Annotated in this window: 24 protein-coding genes and 1 tRNA gene; 16 read left to right on the forward strand and 9 right to left on the reverse strand. The window is 65.7% G+C overall.

Annotation, left to right across the window (positions count from 1 at the left end; all coding sequences use genetic code 11):
* Positions 1–38 precede the first annotated feature (38 nt).
* Entirely contained in the window at positions 39–899 is an 861-nt protein-coding gene (locus tag RMCN_RS06415; protein WP_064412025.1) for an alpha/beta fold hydrolase, read from the forward strand.
* Here RMCN_RS06415 and RMCN_RS06420 read toward each other — a convergent pair.
* On the reverse strand, positions 896–3,409 hold the full coding sequence (locus RMCN_RS06420; RefSeq protein ID WP_064412024.1) for a sensor histidine kinase: 2,514 nt from the start codon (positions 3,407–3,409) through the stop codon (positions 896–898). The two genes, RMCN_RS06415 and RMCN_RS06420, sit on opposite strands and share 4 nt — an antisense overlap.
* 181 nt (positions 3,410–3,590) lie before the next feature.
* Here RMCN_RS06420 and RMCN_RS06425 point away from each other — a divergent pair, with 181 nt between their 5' ends.
* From RMCN_RS06425 to RMCN_RS06440, 4 genes are all read left to right on the forward strand, one after another.
* Entirely contained in the window at positions 3,591–5,006 is a 1,416-nt protein-coding gene (locus RMCN_RS06425; RefSeq protein ID WP_234787592.1) for an HNH endonuclease signature motif containing protein, read from the forward strand.
* 54 nt (positions 5,007–5,060) lie between these two features.
* Positions 5,061–5,837, forward strand: coding sequence for an SDR family NAD(P)-dependent oxidoreductase (locus RMCN_RS06430; RefSeq protein WP_067387903.1), 777 nt, complete (start codon positions 5,061–5,063; stop codon positions 5,835–5,837).
* A complete protein-coding gene (locus RMCN_RS06435) occupies positions 5,834–7,429 on the forward strand; it encodes a phytoene desaturase family protein (protein WP_067387904.1) in 1,596 nt (531 codons plus the stop codon). Before RMCN_RS06430 ends, RMCN_RS06435 begins: the two co-directional genes overlap by 4 nt.
* A gap of 80 nt (positions 7,430–7,509) precedes the next feature.
* The gene (locus tag RMCN_RS06440; RefSeq protein WP_110765770.1) at positions 7,510–9,051 is read left to right on the forward strand and encodes a RecQ family ATP-dependent DNA helicase; all 1,542 of its coding nucleotides are present in this window, start codon (positions 7,510–7,512) and stop codon (positions 9,049–9,051) included.
* Here RMCN_RS06440 and RMCN_RS06445 read toward each other — a convergent pair.
* Positions 9,035–9,373, reverse strand: a complete 339-nt coding sequence (locus RMCN_RS06445) for a hypothetical protein (RefSeq protein ID WP_234787593.1) — start codon at positions 9,371–9,373, stop codon at positions 9,035–9,037. The genes RMCN_RS06440 and RMCN_RS06445 overlap by 17 nt on opposite strands.
* A gap of 382 nt (positions 9,374–9,755) precedes the next feature.
* On the opposite strand from RMCN_RS06445, the gene RMCN_RS30820 reads away from it, so the two are divergent.
* The 6 genes from RMCN_RS30820 to RMCN_RS06470 all read left to right on the forward strand — a co-directional run bounded on the left by RMCN_RS30820 (position 9,756) and on the right by RMCN_RS06470 (position 14,860).
* A complete protein-coding gene (locus RMCN_RS30820; RefSeq protein WP_131808535.1) occupies positions 9,756–10,031 on the forward strand; it encodes a hypothetical protein in 276 nt (91 codons plus the stop codon).
* Complete coding sequence (locus tag RMCN_RS06450; RefSeq protein ID WP_084377216.1) at positions 10,028–12,010, forward strand: RNase A-like domain-containing protein; 1,983 nt, start codon at positions 10,028–10,030, stop codon at positions 12,008–12,010. The genes RMCN_RS30820 and RMCN_RS06450 overlap by 4 nt, the downstream gene beginning before the upstream one ends.
* Positions 12,007–12,348 carry a contact-dependent growth inhibition system immunity protein gene (locus RMCN_RS06455; RefSeq protein ID WP_082680888.1) on the forward strand — a complete coding sequence of 114 codons (342 nt, stop codon included), beginning with the start codon at positions 12,007–12,009 and terminating at the stop codon, positions 12,346–12,348. Before RMCN_RS06450 ends, RMCN_RS06455 begins: the two co-directional genes overlap by 4 nt.
* A gap of 68 nt (positions 12,349–12,416) precedes the next feature.
* Positions 12,417–12,490 (forward strand) — tRNA-Leu (locus RMCN_RS06460).
* Positions 12,491–12,614: 124 nt separating this feature from the next.
* Entirely contained in the window at positions 12,615–14,267 is a 1,653-nt protein-coding gene (locus RMCN_RS06465; protein WP_067387907.1) for an acyl-CoA synthetase, read from the forward strand.
* A 194-nt stretch (positions 14,268–14,461) separates the two neighbouring features.
* Positions 14,462–14,860 (forward strand): nitroreductase family deazaflavin-dependent oxidoreductase, encoded by a 399-nt coding sequence (locus RMCN_RS06470; protein ID WP_064412015.1) that lies wholly within the window; start codon positions 14,462–14,464, stop codon positions 14,858–14,860.
* Positions 14,861–14,938: 78 nt separating this feature from the next.
* Here RMCN_RS06470 and RMCN_RS06475 read toward each other — a convergent pair whose 3' ends face one another.
* Positions 14,939–15,541: a hypothetical protein gene (locus RMCN_RS06475; protein ID WP_067387996.1), complete on the reverse strand. Its 603-nt coding sequence runs from the start codon at positions 15,539–15,541 to the stop codon at positions 14,939–14,941.
* 158 nt (positions 15,542–15,699) lie between these two features.
* Between RMCN_RS06475 and RMCN_RS06480 the strand changes: the two genes are divergently transcribed.
* Positions 15,700–16,557 (forward strand): class II glutamine amidotransferase, encoded by an 858-nt coding sequence (locus RMCN_RS06480; protein ID WP_067387908.1) that lies wholly within the window; start codon positions 15,700–15,702, stop codon positions 16,555–16,557.
* Between the two features lie 32 nt (positions 16,558–16,589).
* Here RMCN_RS06480 and RMCN_RS06485 read toward each other — a convergent pair whose 3' ends face one another.
* Entirely contained in the window at positions 16,590–17,858 is a 1,269-nt protein-coding gene (locus RMCN_RS06485) for an amidohydrolase (protein ID WP_067387998.1), read from the reverse strand.
* 101 nt (positions 17,859–17,959) lie between these two features.
* Between RMCN_RS06485 and RMCN_RS06490 the strand changes: the two genes are divergently transcribed.
* A complete protein-coding gene (locus tag RMCN_RS06490) occupies positions 17,960–18,577 on the forward strand; it encodes a YdcF family protein (RefSeq protein WP_067388001.1) in 618 nt (205 codons plus the stop codon).
* A 45-nt stretch (positions 18,578–18,622) separates the two neighbouring features.
* On the opposite strand, the gene RMCN_RS06495 is transcribed toward RMCN_RS06490, so the two are convergent.
* The 3 genes from RMCN_RS06495 to RMCN_RS06505 all read right to left on the reverse strand — a co-directional run bounded on the left by RMCN_RS06495 (position 18,623) and on the right by RMCN_RS06505 (position 21,695).
* The gene (locus RMCN_RS06495) at positions 18,623–19,561 is read right to left on the reverse strand and encodes a R2-like ligand-binding oxidase (protein ID WP_067387909.1); all 939 of its coding nucleotides are present in this window, start codon (positions 19,559–19,561) and stop codon (positions 18,623–18,625) included.
* The gene (locus tag RMCN_RS06500; protein WP_067388003.1) at positions 19,558–20,238 is read right to left on the reverse strand and encodes a TetR/AcrR family transcriptional regulator; all 681 of its coding nucleotides are present in this window, start codon (positions 20,236–20,238) and stop codon (positions 19,558–19,560) included. Before RMCN_RS06500 ends, RMCN_RS06495 begins: the two co-directional genes overlap by 4 nt.
* Positions 20,239–20,333: 95 nt before the next feature.
* On the reverse strand, positions 20,334–21,695 hold the full coding sequence (locus tag RMCN_RS06505) for an NAD(P)/FAD-dependent oxidoreductase (protein ID WP_064412310.1): 1,362 nt from the start codon (positions 21,693–21,695) through the stop codon (positions 20,334–20,336).
* 188 nt (positions 21,696–21,883) lie between these two features.
* Here RMCN_RS06505 and RMCN_RS06510 point away from each other — a divergent pair, with 188 nt between their 5' ends.
* Both RMCN_RS06510 and cynS read left to right on the forward strand, forming a co-directional pair.
* Positions 21,884–22,744 carry a formate/nitrite transporter family protein gene (locus tag RMCN_RS06510; RefSeq protein WP_064412309.1) on the forward strand — a complete coding sequence of 287 codons (861 nt, stop codon included), beginning with the start codon at positions 21,884–21,886 and terminating at the stop codon, positions 22,742–22,744.
* Positions 22,741–23,190 carry a cyanase gene (gene cynS, locus RMCN_RS06515; RefSeq protein WP_064412011.1) on the forward strand — a complete coding sequence of 150 codons (450 nt, stop codon included), beginning with the start codon at positions 22,741–22,743 and terminating at the stop codon, positions 23,188–23,190. The genes RMCN_RS06510 and cynS overlap by 4 nt, the downstream gene beginning before the upstream one ends.
* Positions 23,191–23,195: 5 nt before the next feature.
* Here cynS and RMCN_RS06520 read toward each other — a convergent pair whose 3' ends face one another.
* A complete protein-coding gene (locus tag RMCN_RS06520; RefSeq protein WP_131808536.1) occupies positions 23,196–24,671 on the reverse strand; it encodes a C39 family peptidase in 1,476 nt (491 codons plus the stop codon).
* Positions 24,672–24,867: 196 nt separating this feature from the next.
* Here RMCN_RS06520 and RMCN_RS06525 point away from each other — a divergent pair, with 196 nt between their 5' ends.
* On the forward strand, positions 24,868–25,371 hold the full coding sequence (locus RMCN_RS06525) for a hypothetical protein (RefSeq protein WP_064412009.1): 504 nt from the start codon (positions 24,868–24,870) through the stop codon (positions 25,369–25,371).
* A gap of 12 nt (positions 25,372–25,383) precedes the next feature.
* On the opposite strand, the gene RMCN_RS06530 is transcribed toward RMCN_RS06525, so the two are convergent.
* Positions 25,384–25,611 (reverse strand): hypothetical protein, encoded by a 228-nt coding sequence (locus RMCN_RS06530; protein ID WP_064412008.1) that lies wholly within the window; start codon positions 25,609–25,611, stop codon positions 25,384–25,386.
* Positions 25,612–25,650 lie beyond the last annotated feature (39 nt).

Genomic DNA, 25,650 nt, shown 5'->3' on the forward strand with positions numbered 1-25,650 from the left:
CGGCACGGTAGCGCGACGGCAGTTCCTATAGTCGCGTTATGGCTTCTGCTCCTCCACCGATCGAAGGGGCGCGTCGTTCTCATGTCACCGCCCGCGGTGTGCGCTTCCACGTCACCGAGGCCGGCCCCACCGATGGGCGCCCGGTATTGGCCCTGCACGGCTGGCCGCAGCATCACTGGGAATACCGTGACCTGCTCGCCGATCCGCCGGCGGGGTTCCGGATCATCGCGCCCGACCTGCCGGGTTACGGCTGGTCCGGGCCGCCGCCGCACCGGTGGGCCAAGGAGGATGTCGCCTCGGACGTGCTCGCGCTCATGGATGAGCTGGGCCTCGATCGCGTGCTGCTGCTGGCTCACGACTGGGGCGCCTTCGTCGGGTATCTGATGATCTTGCGAGCACCGGAGCGATTCGACGGCCTCCTGGCCTGCAATATGGCCTACCCGTGGTTGTCGACGCGCCACGTGTTGCCCCGGTTGTGGCGCTTCGCCTACCAGATCCCGATCGCGACGGCCGGTGTGCTGGTGCAGCGCCGCACGCCGTTCATCGAGTCGATGATCTTCGGCATCGGCTCGAAAATGTCGGCGGCCGACGTCCGCGTCTTCGCGGATCGGTTCCGTGACCCGGTGTGCGCCAGGGCCGCGCGTGACACATACCGGACCTTCCTCACCAAAGAACTACTGGGCAGCGCGCGAAACCCTGAGACGCGACGGGCGACGGTACCGATCCGCGCGCTGTTCGGACTCGGCGATGCGGCGGTGCACCCGTCGTGGGTGGCAGCCGAAACCGCCAACGCCGACGACTATCGACTGGAGACGGTCGACGCCAGTCACTTCATCGTCGACGAGCGACCCGATCTCGTGCGAGCGGCGCTGATCGCCCTGGCCGAGGAGACCGCCTAGTTCGGCGCGGCGGACAGGTCGATCTCGACGGTCAAACCACCGCCGGGGGTGTCGGACGCCGAGATCGTGCCGCCCATCGCCTCGACGAATCCCGAGGCGACCGACAGGCCGAGCCCGATGCCGATCGAGTCGTCGTCGCCGAGCCGCTGGAACGGGGCGAACGCCTGCTGTTCGCTGCCGCGCGGGATCCCTGGGCCCTCGTCGACGACGGCGATGAGCACCCGGTCGCCCACCTGGCCCGCGGTCACCCGCACCAGGCTGCCGTCGGCGTAGCGCAGCGAGTTGTCGATCAGGTTGGCCAGCACGCGCTCGAGCAGTTCACTGTCGGCCAGGGCCGCGTCACAGTCGATCTCGACCTTCACCCGTTCAGTGCCCGGTCGGGTGATTTCGTCTGTGTCGGCGCGGATCCCGAGCAGCGCACGTTGGACGACCTGTTCCAGTTCGACGCGAGCCATCTGCGGTCGGACCGCGCCGGCGGCCAGGCGCGCCGAGTCCAGCAGGTTGGCCACCAGCGTGGTCAGCTGATCGACCGACTCCTCCACCGTGGCCAGGAGTTCTGCGGTGTCGTCGCCGGAGAAGTCGACATCGCTGTCGCGGATCCGGGAGGTGGCCGCCCTGGCGGCGGCCAGCGGGGTGCGCAGGTCGTGGCTGACCGCCGTGAGCAGCGCGTGCTGCAGTTTGTCGGCTTGACCGACGACTTCGGCCTTGTTCGCCTCGGCCAGTTCACGTTGCCTGACCAGGTTGACGGCCTGTTTACCCACGCCGCTGAGGACGCGGCGGTCACGCGTCGTCAGCGCCGGCCCGGACAGCAGCATCCAGTACTCGTCGTCTCCGATCTCGACCGGAGTGTCGGCGTCGTCGACGTCGGCGCACGGGTCGGTGCCGGCGTGGGCGAGCACTTCGCCGGTCTGGCTTCGAACGATGCTCACCGCGCGCTGGGAGTACGTTTCGCGGACCCGCTCCAGCAGGCTGTCGAGGTCCGTGTCGTTGAGCACACCGTCGGCGAACAGCGCCAGCAGCGTGGCTTCCTGATTGGCTCGCCGCGCTTCTCTTGCCCGTCTCGAGGTCCGATCGACGAGCGTGGCGACGGCGACGGAGACCACCAGCATCACCACCGTCGCCATGAAGCCGTCGCTGTCGTGAACGGAGAACGCGTTCGCCGGAGCCACCAGGAAGTAGGTGATCAGCGCTCCGGACAGGACGGCGGCCGTGACGGCCGGGGCGAGCCCGCCGAGCAGTGCCGTACCGAGCACCCCGATGAAGAACAGCGCGCCCGGACCACCGATGCGTAGGAACCGCTCGGGCAGCAGCAATGTCAGCGCGCAGACCGCGATCGGAATCGCGACAGCGGCAAGCCAGGACGTGAGCCGGCGCTGTCGTGGCGAGAGCCCGGACCACGAGATGCCGGTGTTGGCCTGGTCGTGGCTGACCATGTGCACGTCCAGACCACCGGCCTGCTGGATGACGGCCTCGCTGATGCCCTCGTCGAACATGCGCGAGAGCCGCGAACGTCGCGATGTTCCGACCACCAACTGCGTCGCGTTGATGTCGTGCGCGTAGGCGATCAAAGTGGAGGCGACGTCGTCGCCGACCACGGTGTGCATGGTGGCGCCCAAGCTGGCCGCCAGGTCACGCACGGCCTTCTTCTGCTGATCGGAGATGGCCGTCAGACCACCGCCGTCGACGATGTGCACCACTCGCAGGTCGGCCCCCGAACGGGAGGCGATTCGCGACGCCCGTCGCACCAGGACCTCGGACTCGGGGCCGCCCGTCACCCCGACCACCACGCGTTCGCGGGGCGCCCACCGGTCGCTGATCTTCTTGTCGGAGCGGTACTTGGCCAGCGCCGCGTCAACCTGGTCGGCGAGCCACAGTAGGGTCAATTGCCTTAGGGCCGTGAGGTTTTCGGGACGGAAGTAATTCGACAACGCGGCGTCGACTCGCTCCGGCGGATACACGTTCCCGTGAGCGAGGCGGCGCCGCAACGCTTCCGGTGTGATGTCGACCAACTCGATCTGGTCGGCGGCGCGCACCACCTCGTCGGGAATGCGGTCGGGTTCCTCGACTCCGGTGATTTGGGTGGCGAGGTCGGAGACGCTCTCGAGGTTTTGAATGTTGACGGTCGTGATCACCGTGATGCCGGCGTTGAGCAGTTCCTCCACGTCCTGCCAACGCTTCTTGTTCTTGCTTCCCGGGGCGTTGGTGTGGGCGAAGTCGTCGACGAGCACGACCTTGGGCCGCCGCTGCATGATCGCGGGGACGTCGATCTCCTGGTATTGGACGCCTGGTCGGCCCTGGTTCTCGACGACGCGCGCAGGTATCACCTCGATGCCCGCCAGCTGCTGTCCGACCTTGCGTCGACCGTGTGTGTCGACCACGGCGGCAACCACGTCGGTTCCTCGCTCGAGGCGGCGATGCGCCTCGGCGAGCATCGAGTAGGTCTTGCCGACACCGGGCGCCGCGCCGAGGTAGACGCGCAGGTCCCCGGTCTTTCGTCCCAGTATGCCCATCCCCACTTAATTTACGTTGTGTAGGGCGTGGCTCAAACCCTTCTCGGCACTCCTGCTTTGCCGCCTCTCTGCACTTGCCGGCTCCGTGGCTCACGGTGTCGCGCGAAATCACTTGTGTCTCTTTGGTTTCAGCGGTCACAAATGGGCCTGGTTTGTCGGTGGGTGGAGTTAGCGTTGCAATGTGGGATTCGAACGTATGAGCGAAGTGATCGCGGGGATGGCCGAGCAGCTGTCCGCGCTGGTCGCCGAGTCGTTCGACACCTTGACCACCTCTGAGCAGTTGGCGCTGACCGCGCAGTGGGAGAGCTTCACGCGCGGGTCGGCGACGGTGGGCCATCGCCTGGTGGCCGGACTCCAGCAGGCCCCGCTCGCGGAGTTGGGTGAAAACAGCGTGGCCGGCGCGCTGACGGTGTTGCTGCGCCTCTCCAAGGCCGAGGCGAGCCGCCGGGTGGCCGAGGCAAAAGAGTTGGCGCCGCGGCGGGCGATGACAGGCGAGACACTCGAACCGGTGCTGGTGCAGACGGCGGCCGCCGTCGAGAAGGGCCTGGTGGGCGCGGAGCATGTGCGGGTGATCCGGCGGTTCTTCGCCAAGCAGGTCCCGGTCTCGATGCCCTATGACGTGCGTGAGGCCGCCGAAGCGCAGCTGGCCGAGCTGGCCATCAAGCACACGCCCGAGGAGTTGCGCGCGGCGTCGGAGCGGTTGGCGGCGTACTTGAACCCGGATGGGGATTTCTCCGATGAAGTGCGCGCGGCGCACCGTTGGCTGCGGCTGGGCCGGCAGCGCCTCGATGGGATGAGTGAGCTGCGCGGACTGATTGATCCCGCCACGCGGGCGGCGTTGGAGGCGGTGCTGGCGGTGTGGGCCGCCCCCGGCAAGAACAACCCGGCCGATGACGCCCCGTCTGTGGACGGCGAGCCGCCGCCCGAAGCGGTGTCGGCTGACACCCGTACGACCGGACAGCGCAACCACGATGCGCTGAATGCCATGTGTCGGGCGCTGCTGGCCTCGGGACAGTTGGGCAGCCATAACGGGTTGCCGGCCACCATGCTCATCACCGCCAGGCTCAAGGAACTCGAAGCGGGGACCGGGCATGGGTTCACCGGGGGCGGGTCATTGCTGCCGATGAGCGAGGTGATCCGCCAGGCCTCGTCAGCGCACCACTATCTGGCGATCTTCGATGACCACACCGAAGAGATTCTGTACCTGGGTCGGGCTAAACGCTTGGCGTCCAAAGCCCAGCGGCTGGCCCTGTTCGCCCGCGATCACGGCTGCACCCGACCCGGCTGCACCGCCTCGGCTTACCAGTGCCAGGTGCATCACGGGGACAACGATTGGGCCGCTGGCGGTCAGACCAACATCGATGAGCTGACCCTGGCGTGTAGCCCCGACAATCGGCGGGTCAAACCCGGCGGCTGGCGCACCTACATACGCAAAGACGGGCGCACCGCGTGGCTTCCTCCGCCGCAGCTCGACAACGGCCAAGCCCGCGTCAACAACTATCACCACCCCAACCGCTACCTCGTCCCCGACGAGGGAGACGACGAGGACGGCGGAGAGTGTGCCGACGACGGCGGTGATGACGACGACGGCGGCTGACGCCGCGGTGTGCAGCGTGCGTTTGGTGAAGGCACCGTCGGGTAGCCCGCCACCATGGCTCAAGGACGACCACTCGCGCTTGTGACGGGCGCTTCGAGCGGCATCGGTTTCGAGTTGGCGAAGCTGTTCGCCGACGACGGCTATGACCTCATCGTGGCCGCCGATGATGACGGCATTCACGCCAGCGCCGACAAACTCGCGGCCGGCGGGACACAGGTCCGCGCGGTTCAGGTCGATCTCCGCCAAGAGGACGAAGTCGATCGGCTCTACGGCAGCGCCACCGAGAACGGCCGCCGCTTGGACGCCGTCGCCCTCAACGCCGGTACGGGAGGCGGCGGCCGATTCGTCGACCGCGGGCTCGAAGAGGATTTCAACATCATCGACCTCAACGTCCGGGGAACGACGCATTTGGCCAAGCTGGTGCTCGCCGACATGGTGAGCGCCAACTCGGGCAAGCTGCTGTTCACATCGTCGATCGTGGCGATGATGCCCGGCTCGTATCAGACCGTCTACAACGCCTCAAAATCGTTTGTGCAGTCGCTCGCCGAGGCCCTGCAGGACGAACTGCGCGATACCGACGTCACCATCTCCTCGCTGATGCCCGGGCCGACGGACACCAACTTCTTCAATCGCGCGGGCATGCTCGACACCCTGGTGGGACGCATGCCGAAGGACGATGCCGGAAAGGTCGCCAAGCAGGGTTACGACGCGCTGATGGAGGGAAGGAAGAAAATCGTTGCTTCATCGCCACTTTCGAAAGGGCTCGGCCTGATGAACCGGATCCTGCCCGACTCGGTGAAGGCCGCCTCCAACCGGCTGATCTCGAGGTGAGCGTGTCAGGCTCCGCCGACGCCGTGGTGATCGGCGCCGGCCACAACGGTTTGGTCGCCGCAGCCATGCTCGCCGACGAGGGTTGGGATGTGCTGGTTCTGGAGGCGCAGGAACAACCCGGCGGCGCGGTCAAGAGCGCCGAACTGTTCCCCGGCTATGTCAGCGACCTCTACAGCGCGTTCTATCCGCTTTCGGTCACCTCACCGGCCCTCAAAGCGCTGCACCTCGAGGATCACGGCCTGCGCTGGTCGCACTCGCCGGCGGTCGTGGGTCATGCGAGTTCTGCCGATGACGATGACGCACCGCTGATCTGGCGCGAACTCGACCGCACCGCCGAGGATCTCGAGCGCCGCACGCCCGGCGACGGAGCCCGCTGGCGCGACTTGTTCGCCCAGTGGCAGCGCATCAAGGAACCGCTGCTGGAGACGTTGTTCGCGCCGTTCCCGCCGATGCGTGGAGCGGTCGGACTGCTGCGTGAGCTGGGTACCGCCGAGGCGCTTCGGCTGGCGCATCTTCTTCTACTACCGGCTGGGGTGATGGCCGAGCAGTTGTTCGAGGGCGAGGCCGCGCGACTCCTATTGTTGGGCAACGCGATGCACGCCGACGTTCCCATCGACGCACCCGGCAGCGGCGTCATGGGTTACATGCTGATCATGATGGCCCAGGACGGCGGCTTTCCCGTGCCCGTCGGCGGTGCGGGCCAACTGACGGCGGCGCTGGTGAACCGGGCGACGTCGGCGGGGGCGCGCATCCAGTGCGGGCAGCAGGTCGATCGGATCGACGTCCGAGGCCGACGCGCGGTGTCCGTGCACACCACCGGCGGTGAGACCGTAAAGGTGCGCCGCGCGGTGATCGCCGATACCTCGGCGCCGATGCTGTACCGCGACCTGCTCCCGGCCGATGCCCTGCCCGAGTCGGTGGTCCAGAGCATCGACCGGTTCGTCTGGGACACACCGGTGTTGAAGATCAACTACGCGCTCGACGCCCCGATCCCGTGGCGATCCAAGAGCCTGAGCGATGCGGGGACGGTCCACCTCGGCGCCGACCACGACGGCCTGATCCGGTGGATGGCCGACCTCAACACCGGCACCGTGCCGCTGCATCCGTTCCTGCTGTTCGGCCAGATGACCACCTCCGATCCCACCCGATCGCCCGCCGGCGCCGAAAGTGCCTGGGCGTACACGCATCTGCCCCGCGGCGTAGCCGATGACGCCTCCGCCGATCAGCTGTCGGCGGCGGTAGACGTGGTGTTGGAGAAGCACGCGCCGGGGTTCAGCGACCACATCGTCGGCAAGTCCATTCAGCGGCCGTCGGACCTGGAGGCCAGCGACGCGAACCTGCATGCGGGTGCGGTCAACGGCGGGACATCACAATTGTTCCAGCAGTTGATCTTCCGGCCGTTCCCGGGTTTCGGCGGCGCGGAGACGCCGGTCGAGAACGTCTTCCTCGGTAGCGCCGGCGCGTCACCGGGCGGGGGAGTGCACGGTGTCTGCGGCCGCAACGCGGCGCGTGCCGCACTGTCCAATGCCGGTCGACTGGGCTGGCCGCGTCGACAGTTCAACCGCGCGATCCTGTCGCTGATGACGCGATGAGCCGGTGAGCGGCTCCAAACGGTTGCGCGACGTCGCCAAGAAGGTCTTCGGGTGGCAGACGGCCAGAACAACTCGAGGCGATGACCGCGATCTTGGATGGTCGCGACGCGCTGGCGGTGATGCCGACGGGCTCGGGCAAGTCGGCGATCTATCAGGTGCCGGCGGTGTTACTGCCGCGGACGGTGATCGTCATATCGCCGTTGATTGCGTTGCAGCACGACCAGATCGCCGCGCTCGAGGAGTCCGACGCTCCCGATGCGGTGGCGATCAACTCACGCCAGAGTGCAACGTCCCTCGACCGGGCGTGGCAGGCCGTCGAGCGCGGTCAGGCACGGTACGTGTTCCTGGGTCCGGAGCAGCTCATCAAGGACGACGTCATGAAACGACTGGCCGCGGTGAGGCCGTCGCTCATCGTCGTCGACGAGGCGCACTGTGTGTCGGCGTGGGGACACGAGTTTCGTCCCACGTACCTTCGGGTCGGCGACGCGATCGAGCGGTTGGGCAGGCCGCCGGTCGTCGCGCTGACCGCGACGGCGTCGGCGGTGGTCCGCCGCGAGATCGTCGACATCCTCGGCCTGCGCGAGCCGACGGTGATCTCCGGCGGGTTCGACCGGCCGAACATCTCACTCGAAGTCCGTCACCACGCCGACGACGGCCACAAACGCCAGGACGTCGTCGATCTGGTGCAGCAGCTTGCAACGCCGGGGCTGCTGTACTGCGCCACCCGCAGGGACACCGAGTTCTATGCCGAGCAGCTCACACAGCGAGGCGTATCGGCCGTCGGGTACCACGCGGGGCTGAACACCAAGCAGCGCACCGAAGTTCATGATCGGTTCCGGGACGACGAGGTCGGCGTCGTCGTGGCCACTTCGGCGTTCGGCATGGGCATCGACAAACCCAACGTCCGGTTCGTGGTGCACGCATCCGTGCCGGACTCCGTCGACGCGTATTACCAGCAGCTGGGGCGCGCCGGCCGAGACGACGCTCCCGCCGAGGCGATCCTGTTCTACCGGGCAGAGGACCTCACCCTCGGGAACTTCTTCGCAACCCGCAATCCGGACGAGGAATTGCTGCGGCGGGTTTTCAGTGCTCTGGACGCCCGGAAGCCGAAGCGGCTCAAGGGCCTTCGTGAAGAACTCGGTGAGCGAGGCCGCCGGCTCACATCGTCGATCAACCTGCTCGAGCAGGCGGGTGCGGTGGAATCGGCCAGGTCGGGCTTCACGAGCACCGGTATGCCCGCCGACGACGCGGTCCGCAAGGCCGTGGAGATGGCCGAGATCGGGGAGCGGGTCGACCGGACGCGCGTCGAGATGATGCGTTCATACGCCGAGACACCGGACTGCCGCAGGCAGTTCTTGTTGGCCTACTTCGGCGACTACCTCCCCGAGCCCTGCGGCAACTGCGACCGCTGCCGCGACCACACGGCCACCGACCGCGGTGTGCCGGCCATCGCCATGGGCACGGCCGTCGAACATCGCGAATGGGGCGCGGGCACCGTGCTCGGCGGAGACGCCGACCGGATCACCGTGCTGTTCGACCTCTACGGATACCGGACTCTGGACGTCGACGCCGTGCGCGACAACGACCTGCTGGACGTGCGGGCGGCTAGTAGCCCGGCGTGACGACGTCTTCCAGTTCCTGCAACTCGGGCGACGGTCCGGGGGGTGCGTGCGGTGGCACTTGATTGCCGGTCGACCCGGTGCATTCGGCGCCGCTGACCCCGGGCGGGCAGGCGTTGTTGACTGCTGAGGCGGTGTTGGGCACCAGGTACGGCACACAGTGTCCGCTGTAGAGGTCGCTGTCCTCGCCGGGTGGGCAGGCTGCGAGTTGGCTAGGCGGGCTAGGGGAGGTGGCGACGAAGGCGGCAGTCAGCGGCGCCGCCGCCACCGCGATCGCAAACGCACCGGCGATCGTCAGCCGGCCTCCGATACGAATCTTCCTCACCGTTGACATCCTTGCGCTTTCGTCAGTGGGATCCTGAACATCGACACTATCGCGCGTCGGCGCGCTCGGGGCATCGGTCACGTCCAAGAATTGTTACGGTCCGGCGGGTCGTCGTAATCCTCATCTCACTGTCGGTTCGGCTGGTTGATCAGTGACTGCGGGATGCCGACATGCCATGCCCGCGGGCAGGTTGACCTCCAGACTTGGCATGGTCTTCGGCCCGATGGAACTGGCGTCCTGCGAGAAACAATGGCAGCAGTAGTCTTTCAGACCGCGGATCGGCAAGCTTCCTAGGAAACCCACCCGTCACCGGAACTGTCTGGTTTTCCGCCGCAGGGGGACTCAAAAACCTACGGTAATCTGGCAGGGTTATGGGGGTGACATGGCAAAAGTCCTGAATGTCGACGCGAGCGGGTTGAAGTCGGCTGCCGCTGACAGCATCGCTGTCGCCGCTGATGTGCTCGCTAATGGCTTTGATGGCTCTCTTAGTGCCCGCCCGAGTGGTTCGGGAATGGCGGCGTTTGATGCGGCAAGTGCCATCGTGCGGACGCGCATATCTAATCGCATTGCTGGTCAGGCCGGTGATGTCGCTGCAGCAGGTGACCGCTACGACGCCACGGACGGGGGCATTGCGGACGCTATCGCGGTGACCATGTGAGCGCTGCCGCTGCGCCTAGCGCGGTACCTAGCCGCTCGGACATTGAGTCGTGGGACAGCTCGGACCTGGAGTCTGCCGCCACCCGCTGGCGGGCAGCAGCGGGTGCATTGGAATCCGCGTTCGAGCAGCACAGGCAGAACATTTTGACTCCTGGCGGTACGACTTGGGAAGGTGACGCCAAGGACGCTGCATTAGACCGAGTAACTGCGGATACTTCCGTAGTACGTCTACAGGGCGATGTGCATCGTGAGGCCGCCGATGTCGCCGCCCGCGGCAGTGAGGACATCCAGGGCGCGCGCACCCGTGTGCTCGAAGCCATCGCCGAAGCCGAACAGAATGACTTCAGCGTCGGTGATGATCTCTCGGTGACTGACAACCTCGCCTACGATGTGGAAACCGCTGCTGCCCGCGCGATTACTGCGACCGAGCACGCTGAGTTCATCCGTTGGCGCGCCGAACAGCTTGTCGCCACCGATGCCCTGGTCGGGCGCCAGCTTCAGGCAAGAGGCCTTGAACTGCAAGGTATTCAGTTTGAAGGTGCGAGCGACGAGAATGAAACCCATCCGTCGATTCGGCTCGTGGACAACAAGACTCAGGACAACGATCCCCATGCCGACTCGCAAGAGGGTGTGAAACCAGGTTCACCGCCCGAGGAATCTGCGGGAAGCTGGCAGGACATGCTCCTGCCTCAGGGGACCGCTGACGGCGCTGATGATGCTGAGTCGCCATTGGAAACACGGTCGGGTGATCCCATTACCGCCGAAGGCCAACAACCCTCGAGCCTGGATGAGGCGCTGTCCGAAGTCGGAGGGCGACCTGTCACGGCACCGCTTACGTCATTGGAGCGCATCCGAGACCAGCACGCCGGGAACGGCAAGAGCGAGCACCGGCGATACACACAGCATCCGTTGGAGGCTCCGGTCGTCGGCGCCGATTCGTCGGTAGTTGGTCAGCAGCAGGCGAGGGTGGATGCTGCGCACGAGAGCGTTGCGTCTGCCCAAGCTGCACTCGATGACGCCCTGGCCCAGTCCGCGGTCGCGGGGCCGGGTGCCGGTCCCAGCCGTGACCAGCTCGATGCTTTGGGACAGGCTTTGTTCGATACCCGTGGTGACGTATCTAGTCAGACCGAAGTTCTGCAGAACCTGAACGCGGCGGCGGGCGAAATTGGTGGGGGCCGAGTGCCAATCCCTTCTCTTCCCGAGAATGCTGACGTTCAGGCCTTCCCGCAGGAGCCGTCGGCATTCGCCGAAGGTAGTCGCGCTTTGAGCGAAGGCACTCTCGGATTCATTCCCGATATCGCCCACGACATCGACGTTTTTCGAAATTGGAGCGAACACTCAGTCGAGGATCGGGTTGGTGCCGTGCTCGACGTGGCCGGCGCAGCACCCATCCCTGGTGGCAAGTTCGTCACAGAGGGTCTCGAACATGCTGTTGATGCCTTCAACGCCGGGCGCCACATTGAGGAGGCCGTCGATGCCGGCAGTGCGGGAGCGCATGACTTCCCCGATGCGCCGTCAACTCCACATGTTGACCACACGCCAGAGGTGTCTGATTCGCGCGGTGGAGGCGATGCCGACGTAGCTTCGGCGCCGACGTTTGCGCTAGAGGACGCGACAGCGATCTTGCACAGCAGTGAAGCGAACGGCGGGCATCTTATCGAGCGCCACGTGGGTCGAACGTTTGATGACCTCTCCGCACGCTTGGCGGATTCGCCTCGACTCGGACAAGTTTCAACGTTCGCATCTGTCGATGAGGCGTCCTCAGCGCTCAGCATTGCACTTCAGCAGAACAAGCAGTTGTTCGATGATTGGATGGCTAACGGCGCGAGAGGAAGACTCGAATTGGTTGCACCATTCGAAGGTGGATCGGTGCTGGTGCGTGGGTCAGACATCATGGTGCCGGGGTCAAGCGTCAAGATGGTCCTTAAAACGGACGGGTCTGGAGGGTGGTTTCTGTTGACTGGGATGATTAACCCATGAGCGCACAATCTCTTTCACGTTCTTTATCGCATTTCTTTGGGGCGTACTTCCATGAGGATTGGGACCTGGAAGCCGATGATTGGCAGGGGATCGTCGAAAGTTACGTCGAGGATGAACAGCCCACTGCCGAGCTGCTTCGCGCGTTGGCCAAAGAGATCGATGATCTGACTGCCGAATGTACGGAAGCTGACTCGGAACAACTTGTGAAACGCACTATGGGCGCTAATTACTATCCACTGCCCGAATTTACGTACATAGAGTGGCTTGGGCAGGTCGCCGCGCGGTTGCGGAAACACGCCGCTGCCATTGACGGTGGTGCTAAACCTCCCACCGCTTGAGAACGACTCGAACGGCTCCGATCCCCCGGGTGTCGCAGGATCGAACTAAATTAGGCTCTGAGCCGCAAGCCCCCATAGCCCAATTGGCAGAGGCAGCGGACTTAAAATCCGCACAGTGTCGGTTCGAGTCCGACTGGGGGCACTTAAAGGGCACGGGTTAGATGGCATCTTGCGGCTTGCGGGCGGTGTCGCCGACGGTGTCCGTTCGGAATCACCATTCACTTGTGACTGCTACCGTGCATCGCAAACCGTGGTGAGGAGGCCCGATGGCTGACGTGCTGGCCGGAGTTCGGCAGAAGTTGCAGCATGCCACCGAGGCGGCGCGCGCTGCCAAGCGACTCGTCGACACCGGAATCATCGACCTCAAGGACCTCGGTTCGGGTGTTCAGACCGCGAAGCTTGCGCGCACCTACGGCCCGCAGGCCACGATGGCGATTCAGGGTGGTCGCAAGTACGCGGACCTACCTGCGGTCGTCGACGAGCGCGGGACGTTGACCTACAAACAGGTCGATGACCAGTCGTGGGCATTGGCGCACGGCTTGCAGAGCCTCGGCGTGTCCGCAGGCTCGGTCGTCGGCGTGCTGTGCCGCGACCACCGCGGTCTGGTCATCACCATGGCCGCCTGCGGCAAGGCGGGCGCCCGAATGGTGTTGATGAACACCGGTTTCGCCAAACCTCAGTTCGCCGAGGTCTGCGAGCGCGAGAAGGTGACCGTGGTGCTCCACGACAGCGAGTTCCTCGGTCTGCTCGACGCGCTGCCCGCCGACCTGCCGCGGGTGCTGACATGGGTCGACGAGGGTGCAGAATTGCCCGCCGGCGCACAGACTCTCGACGACATCCTCGCGACCAACTCAACCGAGCCGTTGCCCCCGCCGGCTAAAGCCGGTGGTTCGGTGATCCTCACCAGCGGCACGACCGGGCTGCCCAAGGGGGCGCCGCGGGAAACGGTATCTCCGCTCGCGACGGCGCAGATCGTCGACCGAATACCGTTCCCGCGCAAGGGAACCATGGTCATCGTATCGCCCATCTTCCACAGCACCGGCTGGGCCACTTACACCGTCGGCGCAGCGTTCGGCAACAAAATCGTGACGACCAGGCGGTTCAAGGCGGAGGGCACGTTGAAGCTGATCGCCGACCACAAGGCCGACATGCTGGTAGCGGTCCCGACAATGCTGCACCGGATGGTCGAGCTTGCGCCCGACGTCATCGCCAGGTACGACACGTCGTCGCTGAAGGTCATTTTGATCGCCGGGTCGGCCCTGAGCCCTGAGCTGTCCAACCGGGTGCAGGACACCTTCGGCGATGTTCTGTACAACATGTACGGCTCCACCGAATGCGCGATCGCCAGCGTCGCCACCCCCGCCGAGTTACGTGCCGCACCCGGCACCGCGGGGCGTGCTCCGGTGACCTGCGAGGTGGTGCTGTACGACGAGAACGATCGACGGATTGAGGGCGCGAACCGTCGCGGCAGGATCTTTATCCGCAACGGTGCGCCGTTCTCCGGATACACCGATGGTCGCAACAAGCAGATCATCGACGGCTACATGTCCAGCGGTGACATGGGTCATTTCGACGAGAACGGACTGCTGTTCGTAGACGGCCGCGACGACGACATGATCGTGTCCGGCGGCGAGAACGTCTTTCCGCAGGAAGTCGAGAATCTGCTCGAGGCGCGGGCCGATATCGCGGAGGTGGCAGTAGTCGGGGTCGATGACGTTGAGTTCGGAAAGCGGTTGCGCGCCTTCATTGTTTCCGAGCCCGGCGCCGAGCAAGACGCAGCAGAGATCAAGCAGTACGTGAAAGACAACCTGGCGCGGCACAAGGTTCCGCGCGATGTGGTGTTCATCGACGAACTACCTCGGAACACCACCGGAAAGCTACTGCGTCGGGTGTTGGTCGAAATGGACATCGAGGCCTGAGGCCGCGACCAGATACCTGATCGAACAGCCCTAGCGGACTCAAAGTTGTCGGTTCGAGTCCGACTGGAGGCATCGGAGTTCTTGCCGGAAGGGGCCGATTGCGGCTCTAACATTCGAGCGGTCGCTGTCGTCGGCGGCTCCCTGCATCAGCACCGCGTCAGCGAGGAACCGCGATCAATACCTAGACTCCGAGAATGCGCGTGCCTCGTCGAATCGCAGAGTTCAACAAGCGAGTCACCAATCCGGCGGCTCGCGCGATCACACCGTGGCTTCCAAACCTCGGGACGCTCGAGCACGTCGGGCGGAAGTCGGGTAAGCGGTATCGAACGCCCCTTCTGGTATTCAAGACCCAGGATGGCTACGCCATCCTCATCGGCTACGGCCTACAGACGGACTGGTTGAAGAACGTGCTGGCCGGCGGACCGACGGTGCTACGCAAGCGTGGACGGGCTGTCGCGCTCGTCAACCCACGGGTGGTCAGCAAGGCCGAGGCCGCGACCCTCGTCATACCGCGTTCTCGCCTGCTCTACCGAGCTTTTCCATACGACGAGGCCGCCGTGCTGCTGACGAATGCGGGCTCGGCGACTGCGTGACCGCAACGCAACGCTGCTTTTCAATCACTGCCGGCGGTATAGGCGGCCGTGCATGCGTAACCAGGCCACGTCGACGGCTCAACGGTGCCGCTCGGCGCGCTCGCGGATACCGAGCAGCATCTTGCGGTACATCGGGAAGTCGGCGAGTTCGAGGATCGGGGCGAAGGCCAGCCCGCCTGGATAGGCGTAGGAAACCCGCAGCCTCGTGACGAGCCGAGTACCACCCGAGGGCAGCGGGCGAAGGACCCACGCCCACGTCCCGGACTTCGGGTGCCGCCACACCAGCACGTGGGGCGCGGCGACCTGCGCGACCCGCCACGGCGACTTGTCCACGCCCTGAAGCGGATTCATGGGTGCCGCGGCATCACCCACGGCGACCTGCTGCCACTGCGGTAACACACTGCGCGCGCTCGGGCGGCCGAGATTGTCCAAGAGCTCGTAGGAGTACCAGCCGGCCTTGCCGAACCCCAGCTGGACGATCCACGGCCACACCCGTTCGGGGGAGGCGGCGATCGTCAGGGCGCGTGTCGCGCGCATCCCGAAGCGCGACAACGGATATTCGTCACCCGGGAGCCGCTCGGTCTTCTCTGATTCGGTCGCGCCCCATCCGGTGTGCCAGTGCCGTGCGACCGCCGCGACGACGACTCCCGCCACCACCCACACCGCACGCCCACGTATCACCCCCGCATCGTCGCACCGATGACCGCCGACGGCACGAGCGGAGCTCGGGTCGCCGCTCACAGGCCACGGGGCTATCGCCGAAAATCGGGCGAGATACCCGTCCCGGCGCACGGCGAGAGAGTAGACAGGCAGCATGGTGAGTCCGCGGTGGTGAACTGATGTGTCGCCTGTTCGGACTGCACGCCGGGGACGCGGTGACCGCGACGTTCTGGTTGCTGGACGCCCCCGACAGCCTGGCCGAGCAGAGCCGGCGCAACCCGGACGGCACCGGCCTGGGGGTGTTCGAGGCCGACGGCAGCCCGGTGGTGCTCAAGCAGCCGATCGCGGCGTGGCAGGACCGCGACTTCGCGACCGAGGCCCGCGAGCTGACGGGCACGACGTTCATCGGTCATGTCCGGTACGCGACCACCGGCGCCGCGGACGACGACAACACTCATCCGTTCCTGCAGGACCGGCGGATCTTCGCGCACAACGGAGTGGTGGGTGATCTCGACGCGCTCGACGAGCGGCTCGGCGAACTCGGCGTCGAGGACCTGGTGCGCGGCGACACCGATTCTGAACGGGTCTTCGCGTTGATCACCGGATCCATCCGCGGCCGCGGCGGCGACGTCGAAGCCGGGTTGGTGGAGGCGATGCGATGGTTGCGCGCCAACGTGCCGATCTACGCGGTGAACGTGCTGCTGGCCACCGCCACCGACCTGTGGGCATTGCGCTACCCCGACACGCACGAGCTCTGGCTGCTGGACCGCACCGATCCCAGCCGCGGCCGTTTCAGCTTGCGCAGCAAGCGGATCAGCGCGTCCAGCGCGCACTTGGACGCCGCGCCCTCGGTGGTGTTCGCCAGCGAGGTGATGGACCACGAGAAGTGGCACCCACTGGCCTCGGGTGAGCTGGTCCACGTGAACGCCGAGCTGAAGATCACCCGGCGCACGGTGCTGCCCGACCCGCCCGCGCACCCCCTCGCGCGTGCGGACCTCAGCCCGCCGGTGGCCTCGGCTCAGCACCCGTTGAACTGACGGCGCGCGGGTTGCTCAGGCTGGCATCGAACTCATGCGCTGGCGAGCCACGGCATCGCGGCAACTACCAGTGCCTTGGTGGCGACGTCGAGCGTGGGTTGGATGACGGGCGCGAAGTGCGGTGAATGGTTGACGGCGATGTCCTGGTCCACCCGGCCGGCTTCGGCGGCGTGCCGGTAGACGGCCGGATCGATGCCGCCGACTCCCCAGTACGTGTACGGCGCGCCGAGTGCCGTGGGGATGGCGCTGAAGTCCTCGCTGGCCGCGCCCGGCGGCAGGTCCAGACACTTATCACCGAACTCCGCGGTGAACGAGTCGCGAACCCGGTCGGTAGTAGGAATATCGTTGTCGGTCAACGGGAATCGGTCGAACAGCTCGAACTCGGGTTCTTTGGGGGACCGCGAGGCGGCGCATTCGGCATTGACGATCCGGCGCACCGCGTCGATGACGGCGCTGCGCGTGCGGTCGTTGTAGGTGCGGATGTTGAGCTGCAGTACGGCGCGGTCCGGGATCACGTTGCTCTTGCTGCCGGCGGTGATGCTGCCGACGGTCAGCACCGCGGATTCGACGGGGCTGATCTCCCGGGAGATCACGGTCTGCAACCGCACCACGATCATGGCGGCGAGCACCACAGGATCGACCGATGATTGCGGCATCGAACCGTGACTGCCGCGGCCGAAGACGGTGATCCGCATGCTGTCGGCAGACGCCAGGAACGGGCCCGCGTGAATGCCGACCGTGCCGGCGGGTATGGGCAGCACATGCTGGCCCAGGCACACGTCGACGCGGGGAAGTAGCTGCGCGAGGCCGTCGTCGATCATGGTCTGCGCCCCGTCGCCGGTTTCTTCGGCGGGCTGGAACAGCGCCACGGCCGTGCCGTGCCAGTGTTCGCGCCCGTCGGCCAGCAGGCGCGCGGCCCCGAGCAGCGCAGTGACGTGCATATCGTGGCCGCAGGCGTGCATCACCGGGACCTCATGTCCGTCCCTGTCGGTGTCATGGACTGTGGAGGCGTAGTCCAGCCCGGTTTCCTCGTGCACTGGTAAGGCGTCCATGTCGGCGCGCAGCAACACCGTTGGGCCGGCGCCGTTTTCCAGGAGCCCGACCACGCCGGTGCCCCCGACGCCCTCGTGCACGCGGTAACCGGATTCGGCGAGTACCTCGGTGACCCGCTGGGCGGTCCGGTGCTCGCGGTGGGACAGTTCGGGATGACGGTGCAGGTCGCGGTAGCAGTCCTCCTGCCACGAACGAATACCGCTCAGTCCGCCGAGGACGGCCTTGGCTGCACTTAACGAGGCGGTCATCGTCTTCTCCCTGTTGCCGGCGGCCGATGCATCAGGTTTGCCGCCGCACCACACATGTAAACCGTGTGCGCCCGCTGGTCGAGGCCCAGTATCGTGACCTGGTGCGGTTAGTCGGGCCGGTCCGACGCCGACGGCTCGTCGGAGGATTGCGACGAATCGCGATAGCCCTGGTGCTGTTGGTAGCAGGTGTCCTGAGCCTTGCCATCGATATCAGTGCCTTCAGCGTACGGTCGGACTCAGCGGCGGCGGATGCGGCCATCGTCCTCGGCGCGGCCGTCGACGACGACAGACCGTCGCCGGTACTCGAGGAGAGACTGCGGCACGCGGCCGCGCTGTACGAATCGGGACAGATCGATCGGATCATCCTGACGGGCGGTGTCGGACAAGGAGACACACTTTCGGAATCCGAGGCGGGCCGCGCCTGGCTGATCGCCTCCGGGGTCCCGGCGGACCGTCTGCTCATCGAGAACAGATCGCGCACCACCAAGCAGAACTCCGCCTTCGCCATGCCGCTGCTTGCCGAGCACGATGTCGACCGAATGCTCATCGTCGGCGATCCGCTGCACATGCGCCGTGCCACCCGTATCGCCACCGACCTGGGGCTCGACGCGCACCCGTCGCCCACGCCCAGCAGCCGCTTCAGAACCCTGCACACGCAGATCCCGATGCTGCTGCGCGAGGTGTACCACAGCCTGCACTACGTCATGACGCGCCAATGAAACCGTCCGGCACCGGCATCGGTTCCGACAGGCGGTGCGCCTTGTTTACGCCGAGGCAGCCAAAGCCTTTTCGTCCTCGTCCGCGAAGGTGTCCTCCAGCGTCAGCGGCGAGTAGTCCAGGTCGATCTCACCGACCGGGCGGCCCCTGGCACTGCTGATGGTGCCGAATCGCCGCATTCCCTTGTCGCTCGCGTACTGCTGGAACTCGTCCATCGTCAGATCGAACGGGATCTCTTCGTACAGTGCGAATGCGTCTTCGGTGTTCTTCAGCGCCAGCGGAATCAGCTCATTCATCCGCTCCTCGAACACCTGCCAGTTCGAGTCGTCGGCCGCGACGTGACGGCGGCAGGTGAACGTGCCCCAGGCCATGTGGCGGCGTTCGTCGTCGCCGATACGCCGCACCAACTCCTGCATGCCGGGCAGAATGCCGCGGTCCACGCAAATACGGTGCCACGCATAGTATCCCGTCAACGCCATCATGCCCTCGATGACGTGGTTGTACGTCACCGATGCGCGCACCTGTGCGGCCGGGGAGGGGTCGGCGGTCAACGCATCCAGTGAACTGGGCAGCTCCTCGTAGAACATCTGGCGGTAGGCCCGAAGTTCGTCGAGGTAGTGGTGAAGGTCTTCGGTCAGCCCGACGGCGTCGAGCCACATCCGAAACACCTGGGTGTGTTTGGCTTCCTCGAACGCGAACTGGGTCAAATACATCTCGTCACCGAGGCGTCCTTCAGCCCGCATCGCCGCCATGAACGGCTGGATGTCTTGGGTGACCGCTTCCTCGCCCGCGATGAACTGGGCGCACAGCCGAGCGGCCCAGTCCCGTTCGAGTTCGGTCAGCGACTCCCAGTCCTCCCGGTCGCGGGAGAAGTCAATGTCGGCGGGATTCCAGAACTTCGCATTGCCCCCGGCGAACAACTTCAACGGCAGGCTGTCCCAGTTGAGGCCACCGGCATCGAGTGTCGCGGAATTCTTACGTGTCATTGTTGGACCTCCTTGGTCGTCGTTCGGGCTGGGTTGCGGCTGGAGAAAGCGTCGGCCAACACGGATACGAGCCTGCGCACCGCGAGTGCGGGCTGATCCGGCGTCGGGTCGTCGAGACCGAGAACCGGATCCATGCCGCGCACATAGGGCGCCAGCGCCATGTGCGGGAAGATCATCAGCAGCAACGACAACAGCGCGTCGGTGTCGCAATCGGGCCGCAGGTCGCCGCGCGCGTGCGCATCGCGCACCAGCGGCCGCAGGACCTCCAGATAGTGGCGGTGGATCACGGTGTGGACGGAAACCCTTGCCTCGGTGTCGATTTCGAAGGTCGACGCGGCGTGCAGGGCACGGTCTTGCGGATGGTCGGCGAAGTAGGCCACCCAGGTGTCGAGCAGATCGGTGAGGAACTCGAAGAAGGGCCGACCCGGGTCGAGCTCCCGGATGCGGTCTTCGATGTATGAGCGCACCCGCTGGCTGCCGAGGTCGGCGATGTAGGCGTAGAGGTCGCGCTTGTCGGCGAAATACTGGAACAGGCTGCCCTTCGCGACACCCGCCCGACGCGCGATGACGTTCAAGCTGCCCTGCGAGTAGCCGTGCGCCCCGAACTCCGCTTCTGCCGCTTCGATCACAGCGGCACGCCGGCTCGGATCGACCCGCGCCCACGTCACAGTCGGCATCAACACCTCCAGCAATGACCACTGGTCATATTACTGTGATCGGCATCACAGTCAAGGTGAGGGGATCGTCGATCAACCCTCGTTCAGGTGGGCGGTCATGAACGAGAAGCGCGGTGGTGTGGGGGTGCGGGTTCCGGAAGGTCCCAGGTCGAATACGTGTAGCGCTGTTCGGGACGATCCGCCGCGCCGAGCATGAACGCGCGGTGATAGCGACCTGCGCGCGCGATCGAAGCCAGCCAGGTCGCGACTGTGCTGACGCGGTTGCGCACGCCGGTGAGGAACGCGATGTGGATCAGCCCCCACGCCACCCAGCCGAGATAACCCGACACGCGGATTCGCCCCACTTGAAGCAGCGCATTGCCATGGCTGATGTAGGCCGCCGATCCGAGGTCGCGGTAACGGTACGGGCGGCGCGGGCGCCCGGCGAGATCACGGCGAATGCAGGCTGCCGCGTGCAGGCCGCCCTGCATGGCGTTCTCCGCGACGCCGGGCAGCTTGGCACGCCCAGCGAGATCACCGATGACGAAGATCTCGGGGTGCCCCGCGACGCTCAGATCCGGCTCGACCTGTATCCGACCGGCGCGATCGGTTGGCGCTCCGAGGATTTCGGCAACATGGCGGGCGAACGGCACAGCTTCGACGCCTGCGGTCCACAGCACGGTCCGCGCTGCGAACTGCCGGTCGGGCCCGCCGTTCTTCGGGGTGACAGTGACGCCGTCGCGCCCGACATCGGTCACGTGCACACCGAAATGCATCTCGACGCCGAGTTCCGCCAAAGCCTGGGTGGCTTTCGCCGACAGGTCCGGCGCGAACTTCTTCAAGACGCGCTGGCCACCGTCGAACAGCAGCACCCGCGCCTCTTGCGGCTGGATGCTGTGGAATTCGTTGGTCAGGGTGCGGGTGGCCATCTCCCGGATCTGGCCGGCCAGTTCCACTCCGGTGGGCCCGCCTCCGGCCACGGCGAAGGTCAGCCAGTCCTTGCGCTCCGGTCCGGGTGGCAGAGTTTCGGCGATCTCGAATGCGGTGAAGATGCGCTGCCTGATCTCCAACGCGTCGTCGAGGGTTTTCATACCCGGCGCCCAGTGCGCGAACTGCTCATTGCCCATGTACGACTGCCGCATGCCTGCCGCCAGGATGAGGATGTCGTACTCGACGACGAACGTCGTTTCGTCAGGCCGGAGCGCGGTGACGGTGCGCGCCGACGGGTCGAGCTCGATCGCCTCACCCAGCAAGGTCTTGATGTTGTCGTATCGGGCGAACTCCTCGCGCAACGGACGGCTGATGTGGCCGATGCTCAGCTTCCCGGTTGCGCACTGGTAGAGCAGCGGTTGGAACAGGTGGTCGGCGGAGCGGTCGAGCAGGGTGACCTCGACATCTGCCTTCGCCAAACGACGCGCACAGAACAAGCCGCCGAAGCCACCGCCGATGATCAGGACTTTGGGTCGTTGCGAGCTCATCATCGCAACCGTATTACCCAGCTCCGCGCCCATGAAGCGTGCCGGGCGGTGACATCAGGCCGAATCTCACACAAGCGGCCCTGCAGTTGTGCGCATTCGGCAACACGGACGCATACGCGAAGTCGCGTTTTCGCAACCGTCGTGCGAAAACGTTGACGCACGACCGTACACCAGAAGGGTTTGTACCGATGTCCTACGTCAGCCCGTCCGAGTTCGTCGCAAAGATGATCGATGCCGGAGAGTCCAAGGCGCACATGTCCACACGCGACACCCTGATCCGGGCCTACATGGCCGGCGCGATCCTGGCGATCGCAGCCGCTTTCGCCGTCACGATCACCGTGCAGACGGGTAACGCGCTGCTCGGAGCGGTGCTGTTCCCGGTGGGCTTCTGCCTGCTCTACCTTCTCGGTTTCGACCTCCTCACCGGCGTCTTCACCCTGGTTCCGCTGGCGCTGCTGGACAAACGCCGCGGCGTCAACGTGCGTACGATGCTGCGCAACTGGGGCTGGGTGTTCGTCGGTAACTTCGCCGGTGCGCTCACCGTCGCCTTCATGATGGCCATCGTCTTCACGTATGGCTTCAGCGTCGACCCCAACGAAGTCGGACAACGGCTGGGCGAGATCGGACACAGCCGCACCGTCGGCTACGCCGAACACGGCGCCCCCGGCATGCTCACGCTGTTCATCCGTGGCGTGCTGTGCAACTGGATGGTCTCCACGGGTGTGGTCGCCGCGATGATGTCCACAAGCGTGTCGGGCAAGGTCATCGCCATGTGGATGCCCATCATGCTGTTCTTCTACATGGGATTCGAGCACTCGGTGGTCAACATGTTCCTGTTCCCCTCCGGGCTGATGCTCGGCGGTGACTTCTCGATCGCCGACTATTTCATCTGGAACGAAATCCCCACGGTAGTAGGCAATCTCGTTGGGGGCCTGACCTTCGTCGGGCTCACGTTGTTCGCGACCCACGCGCGTACCGGGGCGCCGAGGCTCTCGTTGCCCGCCCTCACGCCGACGGCCGACGTCGAGGCGAATAAGGTCAGCGCATGACCCCGATCATGTCCAAGTCCGATGCCGCCGCGCTGGTGATCGCCGCCAAGACCCGAAAGGGGCTGAGCTGGACCGAGATCGCCGACGCTTTGGACGCGCCGCGCGTCTGGTGTGTCGCCGCGCTGCTGGGACAACACCCGATGTCGGAAGCACAGGCCGAACGAGCCTGTGCCCTACTCGATCTCGATGCCGCGGTGGGCGAGAGCTTGCGGCTCCAACCCGCCCGCGGAATCGATCCGGCGTTGCTGTCCGATCCGACCATCTATCGCTTCCAGGAAGCGCTCGCCGTGTACGGCCCGGCGATCAAGGAGCTCATTCACGAGGAGTTCGGCGACGGCATCATGAGCGCGATCAACTTCAAAGTCGACGTCCGGCGCCGAGAGGATCCCGACGGAGACCGCGTCGTCGTCACGTTCGACGGGAAGTTCCTCGACTATCGCTGGTGACGCCGCTATGCCACCTCGAGAAGCAACCCGGAATCAGGACTGGAAATCCGGTGCGAACCGGGTTCGGACGCAGTCGTGTTCGGCTGCTTGAGCTGCGCGATCATCGTCTCGTAGTTGTCGGTCTGCCACGCCCTCATGAAGGCGTCCAGCGGAACCTTTAGTTTCTTCCCCTGCTCGGGGAATCCGCTGTCGTTTAGGTAGACGACTCGCTCGTCGAAATCGATTCCGGTGACGACCACCTGATGGTCTGCGGAGGAGATGCCGGGTAGCGGGTCGCCTTCGACAGCGTTCCAGATGGTTCCGCCCTGAACGCCGACCGACACGGCCTTGCTGCTGTCCTCCAGTGCGAACGCCAAGGCTCTCAGCGCGAGGTTGCCCTCCGTTTTCTCATATTTCGTGAGGGTGGCCGTGATGCCGTAATCGGACTCCAGCAGAGCAATCGCGTCTCTGATGTCGACGCGATCCTGGGTGTGTAGGCCCTCGTACATCTTCTCACCCGGGTTGGCAACGCTATCGGCCTCCATTGCCTTCTGGGCGATGTCCGCTTCCTCCGGCGTGGTTCCGGTCAGTTGACCGACGATCATCGCCGCCGACTGCAACACGCAGTTCTCGGCCGTCTGCACCCGCCAGTACTGCGCGCTGTCGTCCGGGTCGCCGTAGAGGCCGGTGAACACGGCCGGTGCCCTGAACCAGTCCGTCAGTCCGTGGATGAACTCTGTCACGGCGAACGAGAGGTAATTGACGAATTCGGTCACCACGACCGCCGCGGTGTTGGCGAGTTCGGAGACCACAAACGCTGCACTGGCGACGAGCGCCCCCAGCGGATTCTCCGCGTGCTGCGCGAGTTGCTCGTTGAAGGCTTCTGTGCGGGCAGCCTGCGCTTGATTGAATGCGTCGAGTCGTTGGGTTTGCGCCTTCTGGTACGCCGTGGCCCGTTCGGCTGAGGTCGGCTCCACGGTCAGCTGGTCAGGCACCGACCACGACGGGTGTTCGGGGTCAGTCCCGGAGTCGGAGTCCGCCGTCGTGGTGACGGGAACCCACTCCTCCGAAGGGGTTCCGGCGGTCAGAGTGTTTGCGACCTGCTGCGTGTCGACGGCCAACTGGTCATCGTTCATCCGCTCCAGATCGCGGCGCATCAGGTCCAGCGAGCCCACCAGGATGACGCCCGGCAGCGGCTCCACCGGACCGTCGACTGTGGACAGCGGCGAGCCGAGGCCGACCGCCGACAGCAGTCCCGACACGACACCGACCGATGCGGTAGACGTGACCGGATCGGGTGCTTGGGCGACGACGGTGCTGTCGTTGTCCGCATCCGAGCTCTCCGAGGGCACCAGGGGCGCGTCGATCACCAGCGTGCCCGTGCTCGCTTCGCTTATGGTATCGACGCCGGCGGTTTCGCCTGAAGTCGTGAGATCGGCTGCGCCGGAGTCGGTTACGTGTGCGAGGGATCGAGCGCTGATCTCGCTGTCCGGTCGGCTCACGCCCGTCACGCTGACAGCGCTCGCGGTGGGCTTCTGCGCGATCACCGAGGACTCGGTGGGCACTCGGTCCGATCGATTCTTCTTTTGCTCCCGCTCGATCAGGTCGGCCGGTGGCGCCGAAGTGTCAACCAGCTCAGGGGGACTGGTCGATGGGCCGTCGACTACGCCGTCGACTGGCGTCGAGGCGGTCTCAGCCGTGGTGGCCCCGCTCGACGACTCGGCCGCCGACTGCGTGGCGGACGAATCCGAGGACTGCCGCTCGGTTGTCGATTTTTTCGTGGACCGTGTCTCGGAGGCGTCGGGGCTGGACTTGACGGTCGACCGTCCGGCGCCGACGGACGTTCTCGGCTTTGTGCCCGAGACAGTCGACGTCGACGAACCGCTCGACGACTCCGAACCCGGGTCTGTGGGCGAGGACGAATTCGTCGCCCCCGACGATGTGCCCGTCGATCCCGACGATGTGCCCGTCGATCCCGTCGACCCAGATGACGAGCTCGCCGACCCCGACGAGCTCGAGGACCCGGATGAAGACCCCGCCGATGAACTCGAGGACGACTGCCCTCCGTCGTCGGCGAACGCCGACCCCATGCCGCAGGTGCCGACCAAACCCGCTACCCCGAGCGAGAAGGCGACGGCCCCGACCCGTAACGCCACCCTTGCCGAATTCATCAGCGGTCCGACACCTCCGCCGGACCGCTGATCTGAGAGGGCATCAGCTGCTCAGCCAGACGTACCAGAGGCCGTCGCCGCCCTGACGGCAATCCCAGTGCCCGTAGTTGGCGTCGCCCTGGGCGATCTCGACGTTCGGACCGTCCACATTGCAGGCTTCGAGCGTCGAGTAGCCGCCCTCCACCTGTACTTCGTCGGCGTGCGCCACGCCGACACCGAGGGCCAGCAGCCCTCCCAGCGCCAACGTTCCCGCCGCGATCATCCTCTTCATGCTCGTGCCTTCCGTAGCTGGTTTGGACCACCCCGCCCT

It is taken from the genome of Mycolicibacterium novocastrense (assembly GCF_001570485.1).
Classification (GTDB): Bacteria; Actinomycetota; Actinomycetes; order Mycobacteriales; family Mycobacteriaceae; genus Mycobacterium; species Mycobacterium novocastrense.